General features: G+C 69.8%; 12 protein-coding genes and 5 pseudogenes. 8 read left to right on the forward strand and 9 right to left on the reverse strand.

Features of this window, described 5'->3' with window-relative positions; all coding sequences use genetic code 11:
* The first annotated feature begins 215 nt into the window (after positions 1-215).
* Positions 216-1193 carry a class I SAM-dependent methyltransferase gene (locus QQM72_RS12145; RefSeq protein WP_314220860.1) on the forward strand — a complete coding sequence of 326 codons (978 nt, stop codon included), beginning with the start codon at positions 216-218 and terminating at the stop codon, positions 1191-1193.
* A gap of 162 nt (positions 1194-1355) precedes the next feature.
* A complete protein-coding gene (locus tag QQM72_RS12150; RefSeq protein WP_314220861.1) occupies positions 1356-2075 on the forward strand; it encodes an SDR family oxidoreductase in 720 nt (239 codons plus the stop codon).
* A 66-nt stretch (positions 2076-2141) separates the two neighbouring features.
* Here the strand turns inward: QQM72_RS12150 and QQM72_RS12155 are convergent, their stop codons facing one another.
* From QQM72_RS12155 to QQM72_RS12165, 3 genes are all read right to left on the reverse strand, one after another.
* Positions 2142-2978, reverse strand: coding sequence for an aldo/keto reductase (locus tag QQM72_RS12155; RefSeq protein WP_314220862.1), 837 nt, complete (start codon positions 2976-2978; stop codon positions 2142-2144).
* Between the two features lie 201 nt (positions 2979-3179).
* On the reverse strand, positions 3180-5006 hold the full coding sequence (locus QQM72_RS12160; protein WP_314220863.1) for an AMP-dependent synthetase/ligase: 1827 nt from the start codon (positions 5004-5006) through the stop codon (positions 3180-3182).
* 312 nt (positions 5007-5318) lie between these two features.
* Positions 5319-6818, reverse strand: coding sequence for an MFS transporter (locus QQM72_RS12165; RefSeq protein ID WP_314220864.1), 1500 nt, complete (start codon positions 6816-6818; stop codon positions 5319-5321).
* 125 nt (positions 6819-6943) lie between these two features.
* Between QQM72_RS12165 and QQM72_RS12170 the strand changes: the two genes are divergently transcribed.
* Entirely contained in the window at positions 6944-7969 is a 1026-nt protein-coding gene (locus QQM72_RS12170) for an Lrp/AsnC family transcriptional regulator (RefSeq protein ID WP_314220865.1), read from the forward strand.
* 131 nt (positions 7970-8100) lie between these two features.
* Here the strand turns inward: QQM72_RS12170 and QQM72_RS12175 are convergent, their stop codons facing one another.
* Positions 8101-9012, reverse strand: coding sequence for a LysR substrate-binding domain-containing protein (locus QQM72_RS12175; RefSeq protein ID WP_314220866.1), 912 nt, complete (start codon positions 9010-9012; stop codon positions 8101-8103).
* Between the two features lie 153 nt (positions 9013-9165).
* Here QQM72_RS12175 and QQM72_RS12180 point away from each other — a divergent pair, with 153 nt between their 5' ends.
* The 3 genes and pseudogenes from QQM72_RS12180 (at position 9166) to QQM72_RS12190 (ending at position 11111) form a co-directional block, all read left to right on the forward strand.
* The gene (locus tag QQM72_RS12180; protein ID WP_314220867.1) at positions 9166-10185 is read left to right on the forward strand and encodes a bile acid:sodium symporter family protein; all 1020 of its coding nucleotides are present in this window, start codon (positions 9166-9168) and stop codon (positions 10183-10185) included.
* Between the two features lie 256 nt (positions 10186-10441).
* A pseudogene (locus QQM72_RS12185) lies at positions 10442-10564 on the forward strand (MarR family transcriptional regulator); the annotation flags it as partial.
* Positions 10565-10583: 19 nt separating this feature from the next.
* The gene (locus QQM72_RS12190; RefSeq protein WP_314220868.1) at positions 10584-11111 is read left to right on the forward strand and encodes an isochorismatase family protein; all 528 of its coding nucleotides are present in this window, start codon (positions 10584-10586) and stop codon (positions 11109-11111) included.
* Positions 11112-11182: 71 nt separating this feature from the next.
* On the opposite strand, the gene fdhD is transcribed toward QQM72_RS12190, so the two are convergent.
* From fdhD to QQM72_RS12215, 5 genes and pseudogenes are all read right to left on the reverse strand, one after another.
* Positions 11183-12031: a formate dehydrogenase accessory sulfurtransferase FdhD gene (gene fdhD, locus QQM72_RS12195; RefSeq protein WP_314220869.1), complete on the reverse strand. Its 849-nt coding sequence runs from the start codon at positions 12029-12031 to the stop codon at positions 11183-11185.
* A gap of 7 nt (positions 12032-12038) precedes the next feature.
* Positions 12039-12548 (reverse strand): annotated as a pseudogene (locus QQM72_RS12200) (4Fe-4S dicluster domain-containing protein); the annotation flags it as partial.
* Positions 12548-13699 (reverse strand): annotated as a pseudogene (locus QQM72_RS12205) (SLBB domain-containing protein); the annotation flags it as partial. The pseudogenes QQM72_RS12205 and QQM72_RS12200, both read right to left, overlap by 1 nt.
* Positions 13700-13701: 2 nt before the next feature.
* Positions 13702-13935 (reverse strand): annotated as a pseudogene (locus QQM72_RS12210) (molybdopterin-dependent oxidoreductase); the annotation flags it as partial.
* 16 nt (positions 13936-13951) lie between these two features.
* Positions 13952-14983, reverse strand: a pseudogene (locus QQM72_RS12215) (2-dehydropantoate 2-reductase).
* A gap of 228 nt (positions 14984-15211) precedes the next feature.
* On the opposite strand from QQM72_RS12215, the gene QQM72_RS12220 reads away from it, so the two are divergent.
* Both QQM72_RS12220 and QQM72_RS12225 read left to right on the forward strand, forming a co-directional pair.
* Positions 15212-16549: an OFA family MFS transporter gene (locus QQM72_RS12220; RefSeq protein ID WP_314220870.1), complete on the forward strand. Its 1338-nt coding sequence runs from the start codon at positions 15212-15214 to the stop codon at positions 16547-16549.
* Positions 16515-16652: an MFS transporter small subunit gene (locus QQM72_RS12225; RefSeq protein WP_020125643.1), complete on the forward strand. Its 138-nt coding sequence runs from the start codon at positions 16515-16517 to the stop codon at positions 16650-16652. The genes QQM72_RS12220 and QQM72_RS12225 overlap by 35 nt, the downstream gene beginning before the upstream one ends.
* Positions 16653-16754: the final 102 nt, after the last annotated feature.

A 16754-nucleotide genomic window follows, 5' to 3' on the forward strand; every position in this document is an offset into this window, starting at 1 on the left:
CGGTGGGCAGCCCGCCCGTGCCGACCGGCCCCGTCGGTCGCGAACTCCACCGGTGAGCAGTTCCTGTCCGGTCGCTCCAGCTCGTCGGGAGCGGCCGGACAGATGCGATCCGGTTTGCTGTCGGCATCTTCCTTGTTGCCGCACCGGCAACAAAGGTGGCCCCGGACCGGTGCGTCGGCGCACGCTGACGGCACACCGGACGAGAGGCTGACACCATGGCGCACCACCCACACGAGCCCCAGGGCGACCGGCACACCCCGGGCCGCGGCCAGGCCCCCGGCCCTACGCACGGCCACGGTTCCGGTTCCGGTTCCGGTTCCGGTCACGGCCATGGCACCGGCCATGACACCGGCATCGACTGGGCCGAGATGGCCCCGCATCTCGAAGCCCAGGCCGAACTGTTCGCGCCCCTTTACGAGCGGGCCCTGTCCTGGCTCGGGAGGGAGGTGACCGAACCGGGGCTGATCGTGGACGTGGGCAGTGGCCCCGGGGTCGTCTCCTGTCTGTTCGCCGAGACGTTCTCCGGTGCGCGGGTCACGGCGGTGGACGGTTCCGCGCCGCTGCTGGAGCGGGCGCAGCAGCGAGCCGACCGGCTCGGGTACGGCGACCGCTTCGACACGTTGGCCGGTGAACTACCCGATGTGCTGTCCGAGTTGGACTACCCGGCCGATCTGCTGTGGGCCGGTCGCAGTCTGCATCACCTGGGCGACCAGCGCGCCGCTCTGGCCGCCTTCGCGGAGCGCCTCGCGCCCGGCGGCACACTGGCGATCATGGAGGGCGGTCTGCCGGTCCGGTTCCTGCCGCGCGACCTCGGTTTCGGGCGACCCGGCCTGGAGGCGCGGCTCGACGCGCTGCAGGAGGAGTGGTTCGCCCGGATGAGGGCCGACCTGCCCGGCTGCGTCGAGGAGGCCGAGGACTGGGCGGCGCTGCTCGGCGCGGCCGGTCTGAAGCACGCCCGCACCCGCAGCTTCCTGCTCGATCTGCCCGCGCCCGCCTCCGACCGGGCCCGCGCCTACGTCGTCGCGTCCCTGGCGCGGCTGCGGGACGTCTTCGGTGACAGCCTGGACGTCGACGACCGCGCCATGCTGGACCGGCTGCTCGACCCGCAGGACGAGGCGGGCGTGCACCGCAGGGCGGACGTGTTCGTGCTCGCCGCGCATACCGTGCACACGGCGGTGAAGCCGGTCGAGTAGACAGCCCCGGGGCCAAGTAGCTCTGGCAGCGGTTGACTTGGAGAGCGCTCCAAGTGATGGACTGCGTGCCGCGCAACGTACGTCGGGCAACGAGCGGTCACCGACACAGTGCAGCCGACGTACGCAGCCAGGACGCGCAGCCGACGCAATGGGGGGCACATCATGAGCAACGTCTCGGGCACTTCGGATTCTCCGGTCGCACTGATCACCGGCGGCGGCAGCGGCATCGGCGCCGCCGTCGCGCGGCAGCTGCTGGACGCCGGGTACCGGGTCACGGTCACCGGCCGCGGCGAAGAGCGGCTGCGCGCCTTCGCCGCGGAACTCGGTGAGCCGAAGGGGCTGCTGACGGTGGCCGGGAATGCAGCCGACTATGACTGTGTACGGTCGGCGGTCGACCGCACGCTCGATGCATACGGGCGACTGGATACAGTCGTCGCGAACGCGGGAACCGCCACCCACGACTCGGTCGCCGAAGGTGACCCGGCCGGCTGGACCGACATGGTCCTGACGAACGTTCTCGGACCCGCGCTCCTCATCCGCGCGTCGATCGACGCGCTGAAGGAGACCCGGGGACGGATCGTGCTGATCGGGAGTGTCGCCGGCTTCGTGCCCACCCCGGGCAACATCTACGGGGCGACGAAGTGGGCGGTGACCGGCCTCGCGGAGAACACCCGCCGCCAGGTCACCGAGTGGGGTGTAGGCGTGACACTGATCGCGCCCGGCCGGGTGGAGACCCCCTTCTGGGACAGCTACGGCAGCCTGCCGCCCGGGCAACTGCTGACCGCCGACCAGATCGCCGACTCCGTCGTGTGGGCCATCGGGCAGCCGGCGGGCGTCGACATCAACACCGTCGTCGTGAGGCCGCTCGGCCAGCCCAACTGACCAGCCTGCCGACACGTCGAGGGCGCCCCCCGGACCGGGGGGCGCCCTCGACGCGTGCGGTGAAGCTCAGCCGACGTCGAACGTCGCCGGGTCCGGACCGATGCGCCGGTCCTCGTTGAGGGCGCTGATCGCCGCCAGGTCCTCGGTGTCCAGGCTGAAGTCGAACACGTCGATGTTCTCCTTGATCCGCGACGGCGTCACGGACTTCGGGATCACGACGTTGCCGAGCTGGAGGTGCCAGCGCAGCACGACCTGTGCGGGAGTGCGGTTGTGCTTCTGGGCGATGGCCACGACCGCCGGGACCTCGAGGAGGCCCTTGCCCTGGCCGAGCGGGGACCAGGCCTCGGTGGCGATGCCCTGCTCGGCGTGGAACTCGCGCGAGGCGTGCTGCTGGAGGTGCGGGTGCAGCTCGATCTGGTTGACGGCCGGGATGACCGACGTCTCGCCGATCAGTCGCTCCAGATGCGCCGGGAGGAAGTTGGACACGCCGATGGCACGCAGCCGGCCGTCCGCGAGGAGCTTCTCGAACGCCTTGTACGTGTCCACGTAACCGTCGCGGGAGGGCAGCGGCCAGTGGATGAGGTACAGGTCCAGGTAGTCCAGGCCGAGCTTCTCCAGCGAGGTGTCGAACGCGCGGAGCGTCGAGTCGTACCCCTGGTCGCTGTTCCAGAGCTTGGTGGTGACGAAGATGTCGTCGCGGGGCACGCCGGAGGAGGTGATGGCCTTGCCGGTGCCCTCCTCGTTGCCGTAGATCGCCGCTGTGTCGATGCTGCGGTACCCGGCCTCCAGCGCGGTGGAGACCGCCTGCTCCGCCTCGTCGTCCGGCACCTGCCAGACACCGAAGCCCAGCTGGGGCATCTCCACGCCGTTGTTGAGGATGATCGGGGGGACCTTGCTGCTCACGAGCTCTTGATCCTTCGGTTGTCCGTCAAAGTGGTACTCCCATCGTCAACGAACACGGCGAGTGATGCATTCCTGACCCCCGAATCCGTCTCCGGAACCGGTTTCGGGAACCCGCTTCGCTCGTTTGGGGAACGGGCGCCGGCAGTTCGCCCTGCCCGTTTCGGGAGCCGGTCGGAAACATGTTTCACGCCGCCGGAAACCTTAGGAGCGATACAGCGCGTCGACCTCGTTCGCGTAAGCGTTTTCGATGGCTTTGCGCTTCAGCTTCAGCGACGGGGTCAGCAGCCCGTGCTCCTCCGTGAACGGCTGGGCGAGGATACGGAAGGTGCGGATCGACTCCGCCTTCGAGACCAGCGTGTTCGCCGCTACGACGGATCGGCGCACCTCCGCCTCCAGATCCGGGTCGCTCACCAGCTCCACCGGCGTCAGCTGCGGTTTGTTGCGCATCTGAAGCCAGTGCTCGACGGCCTCCTGGTCGAGGGTGACCAGAGCGGCCACGAACGGCCGGTCGTTGCCGACGACGATGCACTGGTTGACCAGCGGATGATCACGCACCCGCTCCTCCAGCAGCCCCGGTGAGACGCTCTTGCCGCCGGAGGTCACCAGGATCTCCTTCTTGCGGCCGGTAATGGTGAGGTAACCGTCTTCGTCGAGTGATCCCAGGTCGCCGGTGGCCAGCCAGCCGTCGTGCAGGGTCTCGTCGGTGGCCTTGGGATTGTTGAGATAGCCCTGGAACACGTTTCCGCCGCGCAGCCAGATCTCACCGTCGTCCGCGATGTGCACGGTCATGCCGGGGATCGCCTGGCCGACCGTGCCGTATCTGGTGCGTCCGGGCGGGTTGGCGGTCGCGGCCGCCGTCGTCTCGGTCAGGCCGTAGCCCTCGTAGATCTGCACGCCCGCGCCGGCGAAGAACAGGCCGAGTTTGCGGTCCATGGCGGAGCCGCCGGACATGGCGTGCCGCACCCGGCCGCCCATCGCCGCGCGCACCTTGGAGTAGACGAGCTTGTCGAACACCTGGTGCTGCATGCGCAGACCCGCCGAGGGGCCGGGCCCGATGCCCCAGGCCTTCGCCTCGACCGCCTCGGCATAGTTCACGGCCACGTCGACGGCCTTCGCGAACGGTCCCGCCTTGCCTTCCCGCTCCGCCTTGCGGCGGGCCGAGTTGAACACCTTCTCGAAGATGTACGGCACGGCCAGGAAGAACGATGGTCTGAACGCGGCCAGGTCGGGGAGCAGGGCGGCCGCGTGCAGCTGGGGCTGGTGGCCGAAACGGACCTTGCCGCGGATCGCGGCGATCTGCACCATCCGCCCGAAGACGTGCGCGAGCGGCAGAAACAGCAGGGTCGCCGCCTCGTCGCCCTTCTTCGAGTGGAACACCGGCTCCCACCGTTCGATGACGGTGTCCGCCTCGAACATGAAGTTGCCGTGCGAGATGACACAGCCCTTGGGCCGGCCGGTCGTGCCCGAGGTGTAGATGATCGTCGCGGTCGAGTCGGGGGTAACCGCTTCCCGGTGCCGGTGCACCACGTCGTCCTCGATGGCGGCGCCGGCGTCGTAAAGCTCCTGCACGCAGCCCGAGTCGAGCTGCCACAGCTGCCGCAGCCGAGGCAGGCGGTCGATGACGGTGGCGATCGTCATCGCGTGGTCCTCGTGCTCGACGATCGCGGCCGTGCACTCGGCGTCGTAGAGCATCCAGAAACACTGCTCGGCCGAGGAGGTCGAGTAGACCGGCACCACCTGGGCGCCGATCGTCCACAGGGCGAAGTCGAAGAGCGTCCACTCGTAGCGGGTGCGGGACATGATCGCGACGCGGTCGCCGAAGCGGATGCCCTGCGCGAGGAGGCCCTTGGCCAGGGCGAGGACCTCGTCGCGGAACTCGCCGGCGGTCACGTCCCGCCACTCGCCCCCCTCGTCCTTGCGGCCGAGAGCGACGTAGTGCGGGTCCTCCTGGGCATGCCGGAACACGACGTCGGCCAGACCGCCCACCGGCGGTGCCAACGCCAACGGAGGGTTGGTGAACTCGCGCAAACCCGTACCCCGCTTCTCATGGCCGCACAGCGCCGTGAAAGCTACCCCACCCGACGGCGGGAGGGGAGGGGGGCGGAAATCGAGAGCTGCTCTCGTCTGCGCTGGTCAGTGCCGGAAAATGGGCTCACATGGGGAAGGGTCGGACAGAAAACTGACGGAAGAGTAAGTTTCGGCACCGTAATCTCCACCGAATCTGCCCGTACCGCTTACTCTGCCCGCCCCTTCCCGCGGCGGTCACGGCCCGCGCCACCCAACCCCCGCTGCCGAGACCACGGCCGACCTCTCCTGTCGAGACCACGGGCGGGGGCTATGTCACGGCCGGGGTGTCACCCCTTCCTCCGACGGCGCTGTCGCATCCGTTTCCCCCGTGCCGGCCACGGCCGTGCGCGGTGTCCTGACCAGGACGAGGACGAGTGCCGCGGCGACCAGCCCCGCGCAGCCCGCCGTGACCAGCGCCGCGTCGAGCCCGGAGGCGAACGCGGACCGCAGGGTGTGCTCGGAGAACGTGCCCCGCAGCGCGTCGGCGCCTCCGCCCGCGAGCGCGTGGGAAGCGTCGTGCGGGAGGGTGTCGGTCATCCGGGAGGTCACCACGGTGCCGAACACCGCGACCCCGAGCGCGTACCCGAGCTGCCGTACCGTGTTCACGGCTCCGCCCGCCATCCCGGCCCGCGCCGGTTCCACCGCGGCCAGCGCGGCCCCGGCGACGGTGGGCCCGACGAAACCGGTTCCTATGCCCACCAGCACGAACCCGGGCACGAGTGCCGTCCAGTCCGAACCTGCGCCGAGCGCGGCCTGGCAGAAACAGCCCGCGCCGATCAGCAGGAGTCCGCCACCGATGGTCAGCCGGGCAGAAACGCCGTGGAACCGCTTACCCACCACGACCGCCGTGACCATGGCCGCCATCATCATGGGCAGCAGCGTGAGTCCACCACGCACCGGGCTCATCCCGAGCAGCGTCTGCATCCAGATGGACAGATAGGGCGTCACCCCGAACGCCACGCCGTTGAAGGCGAGGGCGCCCACCATCACGCCCACGAACGCGGGCCGGCGCAGCAGCGACAGGTCGAGCAGCGGATGCGCCGCCCGCCGCTCCGCCAGCACGAAGCACACCAGTGCGAGGGCGGCGAGCCCGAAGGAGGTGAGCGTCGCCGACGCCGTCCAACCCGCCTCGCCGGCCCGTACGACGGCGTACGCCGTCCCGCCCGCGAACGCCGCGAAGGTCGCCGTGCCCGCCCAGTCGACCCGCATCCCGCGCGGGCCCCTGGACTCCGGTACCGCGTTCAGCGTCAGCCACACCGCGACCACGCTCACCGGCAGGTTCACGTAGAAGATCCATCGCCAGCCGGGCCCCTCGGCCAGCAGCCCGCCCAACACCGGCCCGACCGCCGCGGCCGCGCCGCTCACGGCGCCCCACACGCCGAGCGCGGCCGACCGCTGCCGGCCCTGGTAGACCGAGCCGAGCAGTGGCAACGTCGTCGCCAGCATCGCGGCCGCCCCCACCCCCTGGAGGGCCCGAGCGGCGACGAGGGTGTCCGGCCCGTCCGCCAGCCCGCACAGCAGCGACGCGGTTGCGAACACCACCACCCCCACCACGTGCACCCGGCGGCGCCCCAGGATGTCGGCGGTGGCACCGGCCCCCATCAGGAGCGCGGCCAGCGCGAGTGCGTACCCGTCGACGACCCACTGCAGATCGCTCAGCGAGGCGTGCAACGCCCGCGCCATGTCCGGCAGTGCCACGATCACGATCGTCACGTCCAGCAGCAACATGAACGTGCCCAGGCACACCGCTGTCAGCGGCCCCCATGTGCGCATGTTCTCCTCCTCGATGTTTCCTCTGCGATGGATGCGAAGCGCTCCGTACGATGGACGAGACGCGGCCGATCACCGTGGTAACCGGTGTCCTGCCGACGGAATCCGACGGGGGGAGTGCGGTGGAGATGGATTTCCATGCCCATGGCAAGCTGGACGAACTGGATCTCCGGTTGCTCGCGGCGCTGGAAGTGGACGGGCGGGCGTCTTTCAGCAGACTCGGCGGGGTCCTGGGCGTCTCCGACCAGACGGTCGCGCGCCGCTTCCGCCGGCTCAGCGGCGAGGCCGGCCTGAGGGTCGTGGCCCTCCGGGACGCGGAACGCCTCGGCCAGGACCAGTGGATGCTGCGGCTGCGCTGCGTGCCCGACAGCGCCACGGTCATCGCCGACGCGCTCGCCAAACGCCCCGACACCTACTGGATCGGGCTGGGCTCCGGCGGCACCGAGATCGTCTGCATGACCCGGCCCCGCCATCCCGGCGACCACGACGACCTGCTCCTCGGCAAGCTCCCGCGCACCCCGAGCGTCGTGGAGATCCGTGCCCAGCAGCTCCTCCACCGCTTCTACGGCGGGCCGACCGGATGGTTGCGGAAGTTCGGCGCACTGGACAAGGAGCAGATCGACGCCCTCACGCCGCGCCACCACGTGAACGCGTCGGCGGCGCCGCCAGGGCTGACGGGGCCGGTGGGGCTGGCAGGGCATGCCCGGATCGAACCCGAGGACGAGCCCCTGCTCGCCGTCCTGGAACGCGACGGCCGGGCAACCTATCCCGAACTCCAGCGCGCCACCGGTCGCTCCGAGTCCGCCGTCAAACGTCGCCTGGCCGCGCTGCTCGCCTCGGGCGCCGTCTACATCGACGTCGAGTGCCACTCAGAGTTCCTCGGCTACCCCCTCGCCGCCGTCCTCTGGATCACCACGGCGCCGTCCGCCATGCATGCGGTCGGGCAGGCGCTGGCCACCCACGACGAGATCGCCTTCGCCTCGGCCACAGCCGGACCCTCCCAGATCGTCGTCACGGTGGTGGTCCGTGGCACGGCGGGTCTCTACGCCTACCTCAGCGGGCCTCTGGGGCGCCTGGAGGGCGTCCAGCACGTGGAGGCGACGCCGTTCATGCGGCGGGTGAAGCAGCTGACGTATCAGCATGCTGGGCGGTAGGCGGTAGGCGGTAGGCGGTAGGCGGTAGGTAGGCGGTAGGTAGGCGGTGCCCGGCGTAGGCGGTATGTGGGATTCGGTATGCAATATGTCGCATGCCGGATACGGTCTGTCGCATGCGGCAGGCCGACCGTTCAGCCGGCGCCGTCTCTCGGCAGGCCGAGCCGTCGACCGGATCCTGCCGCCCGTCGGTGCAGTCGGTCGCCGCCGGCCAGGATCGCCGCCGCCAGCGCGTCCGCAGCGCCCTGGGCCGACGTGCGTCTTCGTCCGTGCACCAGCACGAAGTCGACCTGCCCAAGCTCCGGCAGCCCGGCCCGCTCCGGGATCCGCATCAGGCCAGGCGGGATCAGGCCTCGCGAGTGGGCCATCACCCCGAGGCCGGCCCGGGCCGCCGCGATGAGGCCGTTGAGACTGCCGCTTGTGCATACGATCCGCCAGGCCCGCCCCTGCCGCTCCAGCGCCTCCAGGGCCAGGGCGCGGGTGATGCCAGGAGGCGGGAACACGATGAGCGGGACCGGGCGGTCGGCATCCAGACGCAGCCTCTCCGCGCCGATCCACACCAGCCCGTCGTGCCACACCAACTCCCCCCGAGGATCCTCGGGGCGTCTCTTGGCCAGCACCAGGTCCAGTTTCCCGGCGGCGAGTTGCTCGTGCAGGGTGCCCGACAACTCCACCGTCAGTTCGAGGTCGACCTCGGGATGGTCGTAGCGGAAGCCCTCCAGGATCTCCGGCAGCCGGGTCAGTACGAAGTCCTCGGAGGCGCCGAAGCGCAGCCGGCCGCGCAGCCGGGTGCCGGTGAAGAACGCCGAAGCCTGCTCGTGGACGTCCAGGATCCGGCGCGCGAACCCGAGCATCGCCTCGCCGTCCTCCGTCAGCTCCACGGAGTGCGTGTCCCGGGTGAACAACGCTCGCCCGGTCGCGTCCTCGAGGCGTCGTACGTGCTGGCTGACCGTTGACTGACGCAGTCCGAGCCGCCGCGCGGCCTGCGTGAAGCTCAGGGTCTGCGCGACGGCGAGGAAAGTGCGCAGATGGGAGGGCTCGTACACACTCGCCACAGTAGCCCGTCGACGCTTTGTTATCGCAATGCGCGATGACAGTGAGAGCGGTATACCGGATTCCCGATCACGATGCCGAGGAGGACGATGGGGAGGGGCTCCTCGAGCCCGGACGCACGCCCATCGAACCGCACGTGGAGCACCGTGAAACGCCTGCACTGGCCGAGTCGGATGCCGGTCGACCCCTACATCCTGCTGTTGCTCGGCACCGTCGGGTTCGCGGCACTGCTCCCGGCGCGCGGTGCCGCCGCCGATGTGGCCTCGGGTGCTTCCACTGCAGCGATCGCCTTCCTCTTCTTCCTCTACGGCGCCCGACTCTCCACCCGTGAGGCGCTGGACGGGGTGAAGCACTGGCGGCTCCACGTGACCGTGCTGGCCTGCACCTTCCTGATCTTCCCGCTGCTCGGCCTGGCCGCGCGCGGCCTCGTTCCGGTGTTTCTCACCCACCCGCTCTACCAGGGGCTGCTCTTCCTCACCCTCGTGCCGTCGACCATCCAGTCGTCGATCGCCTTCACCTCCATCGCCCGGGGCAACGTGCCCGCCGCGATCTGTGCGGGCTCCTTCTCCTCGCTGGTCGGCATCGTCGTCACCCCGCTGCTCGCGGCCGCCCTGCTCGGCAGCGGCGGCGGTGGCTTCTCCGCCCACTCGCTGGTCGAGATCGTGGTCCAGTTGCTCGTGCCTTTCGTCGCGGGGCAGCTGCTGCGCCGTTGGATCGGCGCCTTCGTCGCGCGGCACAAGAAGGTGCTCGGGTTCGTCGACCGAGGCTCGATCCTGCTGGTCGTCTACACGGCGTTCAGTGAGGGCATGGTCCAGGGCATCTGGCACCAGGTCAGCGCCGTGCGGCTGGGGGGGCTGCTCATCGTCGAGGCCGCTCTGCTCGCCGTGATGCTCGTCCTGACCTGGTACGGCGGCAAGGCGCTGAGGTTCAGCCGCGAGGATCGCATCGCCATCCAGTTCGCCGGCTCCAAGAAGTCCCTCGCCTCCGGGCTGCCCATGGCAAGCGTCCTGTTCGGCACGCATGCGTCCCTGGCGGTGCTGCCACTGATGCTCTTCCATCAGATGCAGCTGATGGTGTGCGCGGTCATCGCCAAACGCCGGGCGAGGGATCCGCTGGATGCGTCCCGGGAACCTGCCGACGAGAGAGCATCAGCGGCTGCGACGTGAGACCCTCGCCGGTCGCCGGTCGCCGGTCGCCGGTCGCCGGTCGCCGGTCGCCGGTCGCCGGTCGCCGGTCGCCGGTCGCCGGTCGCCGGTCGCCGGTCGCCGGTCGCCGGTGGACAGTCGGCTGCGGTCAGTGGGCACACGTGGGGCGAGGGTATGCAATGTGCGGTCGACCGCATCCGGGCTTCCGTCGACCTCAGCTCACGGAACCATGACGACCCAATGAACTTGCGGATACCGTTGGGACTTCCAACGAGTCCTGCTCCGGCGCTGCGAGAAGGCCGCCCGGGAGGCGAACGACGCGTTGCTCGCCCCGCTTTCCGCCGTCGAACGCGACCATTTCATGGGCATGTTGATCCGGATTTCCGGTACGGAGGGCTGACGGCGGATAACGTTCCGTCATGACCGCAGCTCTTCCACTCGTCCCCGCGCGCAGCGCCCTCGTCCTCGTCGACCTGATGGATCGCATCGTCGCGTTGCCCCTGGAGCCCCATAAAGGAACCGAAGTGCTGTCCGTCGCCGAGGAGTTGGCGGCGGCCTTCCGGTCGGCCGGTGCGCTCGTCGTCCTCGTCCGCGTCGAACGTCCCGGCGTCACCGAGCAGCCGCCCGGCAGCGGGTTGGTCCAAGGGCTCTGCCAGGACGGAGACTTGGAGATCGTCAAGCGGACGATCGGTGCCTTCCAGGGGACCGGCCTGGACGATCGACTCCGCGAACACGGGGTGACGACCCTCGTGTTCGGCGGCATCGCCACCAACCTCGGGGTCGAGTCCACGGCCCGTGCCGCCGGTGACCTCGGCTACGACCTGGTCTTCGTCGAGGACGCGATGTCCGCTCTCACCGGGGCCGAACACGAGGCTTCGGTAAAGCTCGACTTCCCTCGACTGGGGACCGTGGCGCGCGCGACCGACGTGCGATTCACGAGCGGCTGAGGCGGGGCCCCGCGGCGCAGGGGGCGCTCCCCGCCGGCCGGGGCCCCGCCGCCGTGCCGCGGGGAACCGGGTCAGCCCTGGGCGGCCGCGGTCCGCAGGGTGATGCGGTCCTCACCCGCGTACACGTTCATGGAACTGCCCCGCAGGAAGCCCACCAGTGTCAGCCCGGTCTCCGTGGCCAGATCCACGGCCAGGGAGGAGGGCGCCGAGACCGCCGCGAGCATCGGGATGCCCGCCATCACGGCCTTCTGTGCCAGCTCGAACGACGCCCGGCCCGACACCAGCAGGATCGCCCGCGACAGAGGGAGGTCGCCGTTCTGGAGGGCGCGGCCGACCAGCTTGTCGACCGCGTTGTGCCGTCCCACGTCCTCGCGTACGTCCAGCAGCTCGCCGTCCTCGGAGAACAGGGCCGCGGCGTGCAGTCCCCCGGTCCGGTCGAAGACCCGCTGGGCCGCGCGGAGCCGGTCGGGGAGGCTCGCGAGCAGTTCGGGTGCGATCCGGAGCGGGGGAGTGTCGGCGATGGGCCAGGGGGCCGTCGTGCGGACCGCGTCCAGACTCGCTTTGCCGCACAGGCCGCAGGAGGAGGTGGTGTAGACGTTCCGCTCGAGGGTGAAGTCGGGCATCGTCACGTCGGGGGCCGTCCGGACGTCCACCACGTTGTAGGTGTTGGATCCGTCGACCGTCGCGCCCGCACAGTAGACGATATTCAGCAGATCGGATGCGGCGGCCAGTACGCCTTCGCTGACGAGGAAACCGGCCGCCAGCGCGAAGTCGTCACCGGGCGTGCGCATGGTGATGGCCAGCGGCTTGCCGTTGAGCCGGATCTCCAGTGGCTCCTCGGCGACCAGGGTGTCCGGCCGGGCGGAGACCGCCCCGTCCCTTATCCGGATCACCTTGCGTCGTTCGGTGACTCGTCCCATGTCGTGATCAGCCCCGGTTCTGTACGTGCTGGTAGCCGAAGCGGCCCTTGATGCAGAGATTCCCGTGGGTCACGGGGTTGTCGTGCGGTGAGGTGACCTTCACGATCTCATTGTCCTGCACATGGAGCGTGAGGTTGCAGCCCACCCCGCAGTAGGCGCATACGGTCGTGGTCCGGGTCTGTGCCGACTCGTCCCAGTTTCCGGCCGTTCGCCGGTCGTACTCTGACTTGAACGACAGCGCGCCGGTCGGGCACACCTCGATGCAGTTCCCGCAGTACACGCACGCCGAGTCGGTCAGTGGAGCGTCGTGCTCGACGGCGATCCGGGCGTCGAAACCGCGTCCCGTAACAGAGATCGCGAAGGTGTTCTGCCACTGGTCGCCGCAGGCGTCCACGCACTTGTCGCAGAGGATGCACTTGTCGTAATCGCGTACGTACAGATCGTTGTCGATCTTCGGTTCCTCGTTCAGCCGGGCCGCCTCGGGGCCGAAACGATCCGGCTTCGCCTCGTACTCCTGTCGTCGAAGGCCATCACGACCCCGGAACCGAGCGTCGCGCCCGCCTCCCGGGTGCCCCCGAACGTCAGCGGGACGTCCAGTTCGTCGGGCCGTACGAAACCGCCGGCCGCGCCGCCGAGGAGTACGGCGCGCAGGTTCTCGCGCACCCCGGCGAGGGTGAGGAGTTCGCCCAGCGTCGCCCCGAAGGGGAGTTCGTACACGCCGGGGTGCTCGACGCTGCCCGACACGCAGAACAGCTTGGGGCCGGTGGACCTGGGCGTGCCGATCGCCGCGTAGGCCGGAGCGCCCATGGTGAGGATCGGCAGGACGTTCACCAGCGTCTCCACGTTGTTCTCGACCGTCGGCTTGCCGAACAGGCCTTTCTCCACGGGGAACGGCGGTTTCGAGCGCGGCTCGCCCCGGTACTCCTCGATGGAGTTGAACAGGGCTGTCTCCTCGCCGCAGATGTACGCGCCGGCACCTCGCCGGATCTCGATGTCGAAGGCGTAGCCCTGGCCGAGGATGTCGTCGCCGAGGAGACCGCGAGCGCGTGCACAGTCGACCGCATATTGCATACGGTGCAGGGCGCGCGGATACTCGCCGCGGAGATACAGGTACCCCTTGTGCGCGCCGACCGCATACGCCGCTACCGTCATCGCCTCCACCAGCGCGTACGGGTCGCCCTCCATGAGCACGCGGTCCTTGAAGGTGCCCGGCTCGGACTCGTCCGCGTTGCACACGAGGTAGTGCGGATGGTCGGGCTGGGATGCCGTGGCCTGCCACTTGCGTCCGGTGGGGAAGGCGGCCCCGCCCCGGCCGAGCAGGCCGGAGTCGGTGACCTCGCGGATGACCCCGGAGGGGCCGAGCGCGAAGGCGCGGCGCAGGGCCGTGTAGCCGCCGTGAGCCCGATAGTCGTCGAGCGACGACGGATCGACCACGCCGACCCGGTCCAGCAGGATCAGCGACGGGTCCCCTGCCTGGGGCACCGCGCCCGCCGCCGGTTCCTCCTCGGGCGCCGAGGCGGGGGCGCTCGCGGCGAGTACGGCCGCCTCGACGCTCGCCGGCGCCGACACCGCCGTACGCACGGGATCGCCGGCCCTGACGGCGAGTGCCGCCGGGGCGCGCTCGCACAGGCCGAGGCAGGGACTGCGCTCGACGGACACCCCACTGCCCCGTTGTTGGTACCCATGACGACCCGGGCGAACTTCTGCGCCACGTAGTTCATCTCGTTGGTCGCGCGGGCGCAGGAGAACATGCCGAACGCGTCGCGGTTGCGTTCCAGGCCCCGCGTGGTGCGTTCCAGCGCCTCTTCCCAACTCGTCTCGCGAAAAGGCTCGTTGCCGGAGTCCCTGATGAGCGGTCGGGTGAGCCGGGTGTAGGTCTTCGGGGTCCGGTCGCGTTTCCTCATACGTGCTCCCCAGCGATCATGCGGCGCTCCTCAGCGCGAGCAGGTCCGAGATGGCGTGCACGGTGCGCAGGGTGGGCACCTCCACGCCGGTGATCTCCGCCAACTCGAGGACGGCCGCCAGGAGCACGTCGAGTTCGAGCGGCTTGCCGCGCTCCAGGTCCTGGAGCGTGGAGGTGCGGTGGTCGCCGACCTTCTCCGCGCCCGCGAGCCGACGCTCGATGGAGACGCCCACCTCGCAGCCCAGGACCTCGGCGACCGCGAGCGTCTCGCGCATCATCGTCTCGATGACCCGGCGGGTACCGCCGTGCAGGCACATCTGCCGCATGGTGGCGCGGGCCAGCGCGCTGATCGGATTGAAGGAGATGTTGCCCAGCAGCTTGAGCCAGATGTCGTTGCGCAGTGCCGGTTCCACCGGGCACTTCAGCCCGCCGGCCCGCATGGCCTCGCTGAAGGCCAGACAGCGGGTCGAGGCGCTGCGGTCGGGCTCGCCGACGGAGAACCGCGTTCCTTCCAAGTGGCGTACGACGCCGGGTCCTTCGAGTTCGGTGGCCGCGTAGACCACACAGCCGACGGCCCGTTCGGGCGCGAGCACCGCGCTGACCGCGCCGTGCGGGTCCACACTCTCGATGCGCAGTCCGTCGTATGGGCCGCCGTGGCGGTGGAAGTACCACCAGGGGATGCCGTTCTGAGCCGCGACCACGGCGGTGGAGTCGTGCAGCATGGGTTCGATCAGCGGCCCGCACGCCGCTTACGAGTGGGCCTTGAGGCCCAGGAAGACGAAGTCGACCGGGCCGATCTCACCCGGGTCGTCGGTGGCGTGGGCGCGGGCGGTGAAGTCGCCGCGCGGACTGAGCACCCGCACCCCGTCCCGCCTCATGGCCGCGAGATGCGGTCCACGGGCGACGAGATGCACGTCGGCGCCGGCGCGGTGGAGCGCTGCACCGACGTGGGCGCCGATCGCACCGGCGCCGAGGACTGCGACTTTCATTGCGAGGGAGCTCCGTTCGGTCGAGGGTACCGAGGAACTGTCGAATCCTGTCGACGAAATATTGTCTACAGTATGGAGGATGGGGCGGCAAGGGTTCGCGCGGCGTCCGAGGCGGTTCGCGGCAGGCCCGGGGATGGCGCTTGAAGGGGCGAAGTCCGGGAACGACCTTGGAAGCGGTTACGGAAACCGGTCGGTCCGACCGTTCGGCGCAGCCTGGATACCGTTCACCGCATACTGTCGACGCGCCGCCTTTTCAACGCCCGCGCCGGTTCCTACCGTTCAGGACTCATGAGTCCCCCTGTCGCACCGGCCGGTTGGAGCCGCTGGCTCGTCCCCCCGGCCGCTCTCTCGGTCCATCTCTCCATCGGCCAGGCCTACGCGTGGTCCGTGTTCAAGCCTCCGCTGGAATCCTCGCTCGGCCTCAGCGGCACCCAGAGCGCCCTCCCGTTCCAGCTCGCCATCGTCATGCTCGGCCTGTCCGCCGCTTTCGGCGGGACGCTGGTCGAGCGCAACGGACCGCGCTGGGCGATGACCGTCGCCCTGGTCTGCTTCTCGTCCGGATTCCTGATCTCCGCGCTCGGGGCCGCCACCGAGCAGTACTGGCTGATCGTCCTCGGCTACGGCTTCGTCGGCGGAATCGGCCTCGGTATCGGTTACATCTCGCCTGTCTCCACATTGATCAAGTGGTTCCCGGACCGGCCCGGTATGGCCACCGGCATCGCCATCATGGGCTTCGGCGGCGGCGCACTCATCGCCTCGCCCTGGTCGGCGCAGATGCTGGAGTCTTTCGGGCCGGACAGCTCCGGCATCGCCCTCGCGTTCCTCGTACACGGGCTTTCGTATGCGGTATTCATGACGCTGGGCGTCCTGCTGGTGCGGGTACCGCGCGGCGCGCAACCGTTCGCGGGCGCGCCCGGCGTCGTCGCGGGCGGGCAGGTCTCGGCGAGCAGGGCGGTTCGTACTCCGCAGTTCTGGTGTCTGTGGGTCGTGCTCTGCATGAACGTGACCGCGGGTATCGGCATCCTGGAGAAGGCCGCCCCGATGATCACGGACTTCTTCGCCGACACCTCCACTCCGGTCTCGGTGTCCGCGGCCGCCGGCTTCGTCGCCCTGCTGTCCGCGGCGAACATGGCGGGCCGGATCGGTTGGTCGTCGACCTCCGACCTGATCGGACGCAAGAACATCTACCGGGTCTACCTGGGTGTCGGCGCCCTGATGTACGCCCTCATCGCGCTGATCGGCGACTCGTCGAAACCCCTGTTCGTGCTGTGCGCGCTGGTGATCCTTTCCTTCTACGGCGGCGGTTTCGCGACGATCCCCGCCTATCTCAGGGACCTGTTCGGGGCCTACCAGGTCGGCGCGATCCACGGGCGGCTGCTCACCGCCTGGTCCACCGCGGGCGTCCTCGGTCCGCTGATCGTGAACTGGATCGCCGACCGGCAGGAGGGCGCCGGAAAGCACGGCTCGTCCCTCTACACCCTGTCCCTGTTCATCATGATCGGGCTGCTGGTCGTCGGCTTCGTCGCCAACGAACTCGTCCGGCCCGTCCACGCCCGCCACCACCACGTCCCCGCCCAGAGGGAGGCCGCCGATGTCGAACGACAGCAGCCCGAGTCCGCAGCCTGACAGGCGCCCGCTGATCGCCTTCGCCTGGTTGTGGGTGGGCGCACCGCTGGCCTACGGGCTCTATGAGCTGGTACAGAAGGCGACGCAGCTGTTCACCAAGTGACCGGGTAGCCGTGTTTCTCGGGGGGCCGGTGTTCGGCGGGTGTGCGTTCGGCGGTTGCTCTGGCGTCCGAGGGCTATGGGGAAGCCGACAACCCGGGAACCG

Source organism: Streptomyces zaehneri (assembly GCF_032248645.1).
Taxonomy (GTDB): Bacteria; Actinomycetota; Actinomycetes; order Streptomycetales; family Streptomycetaceae; genus Streptomyces; species Streptomyces coriariae.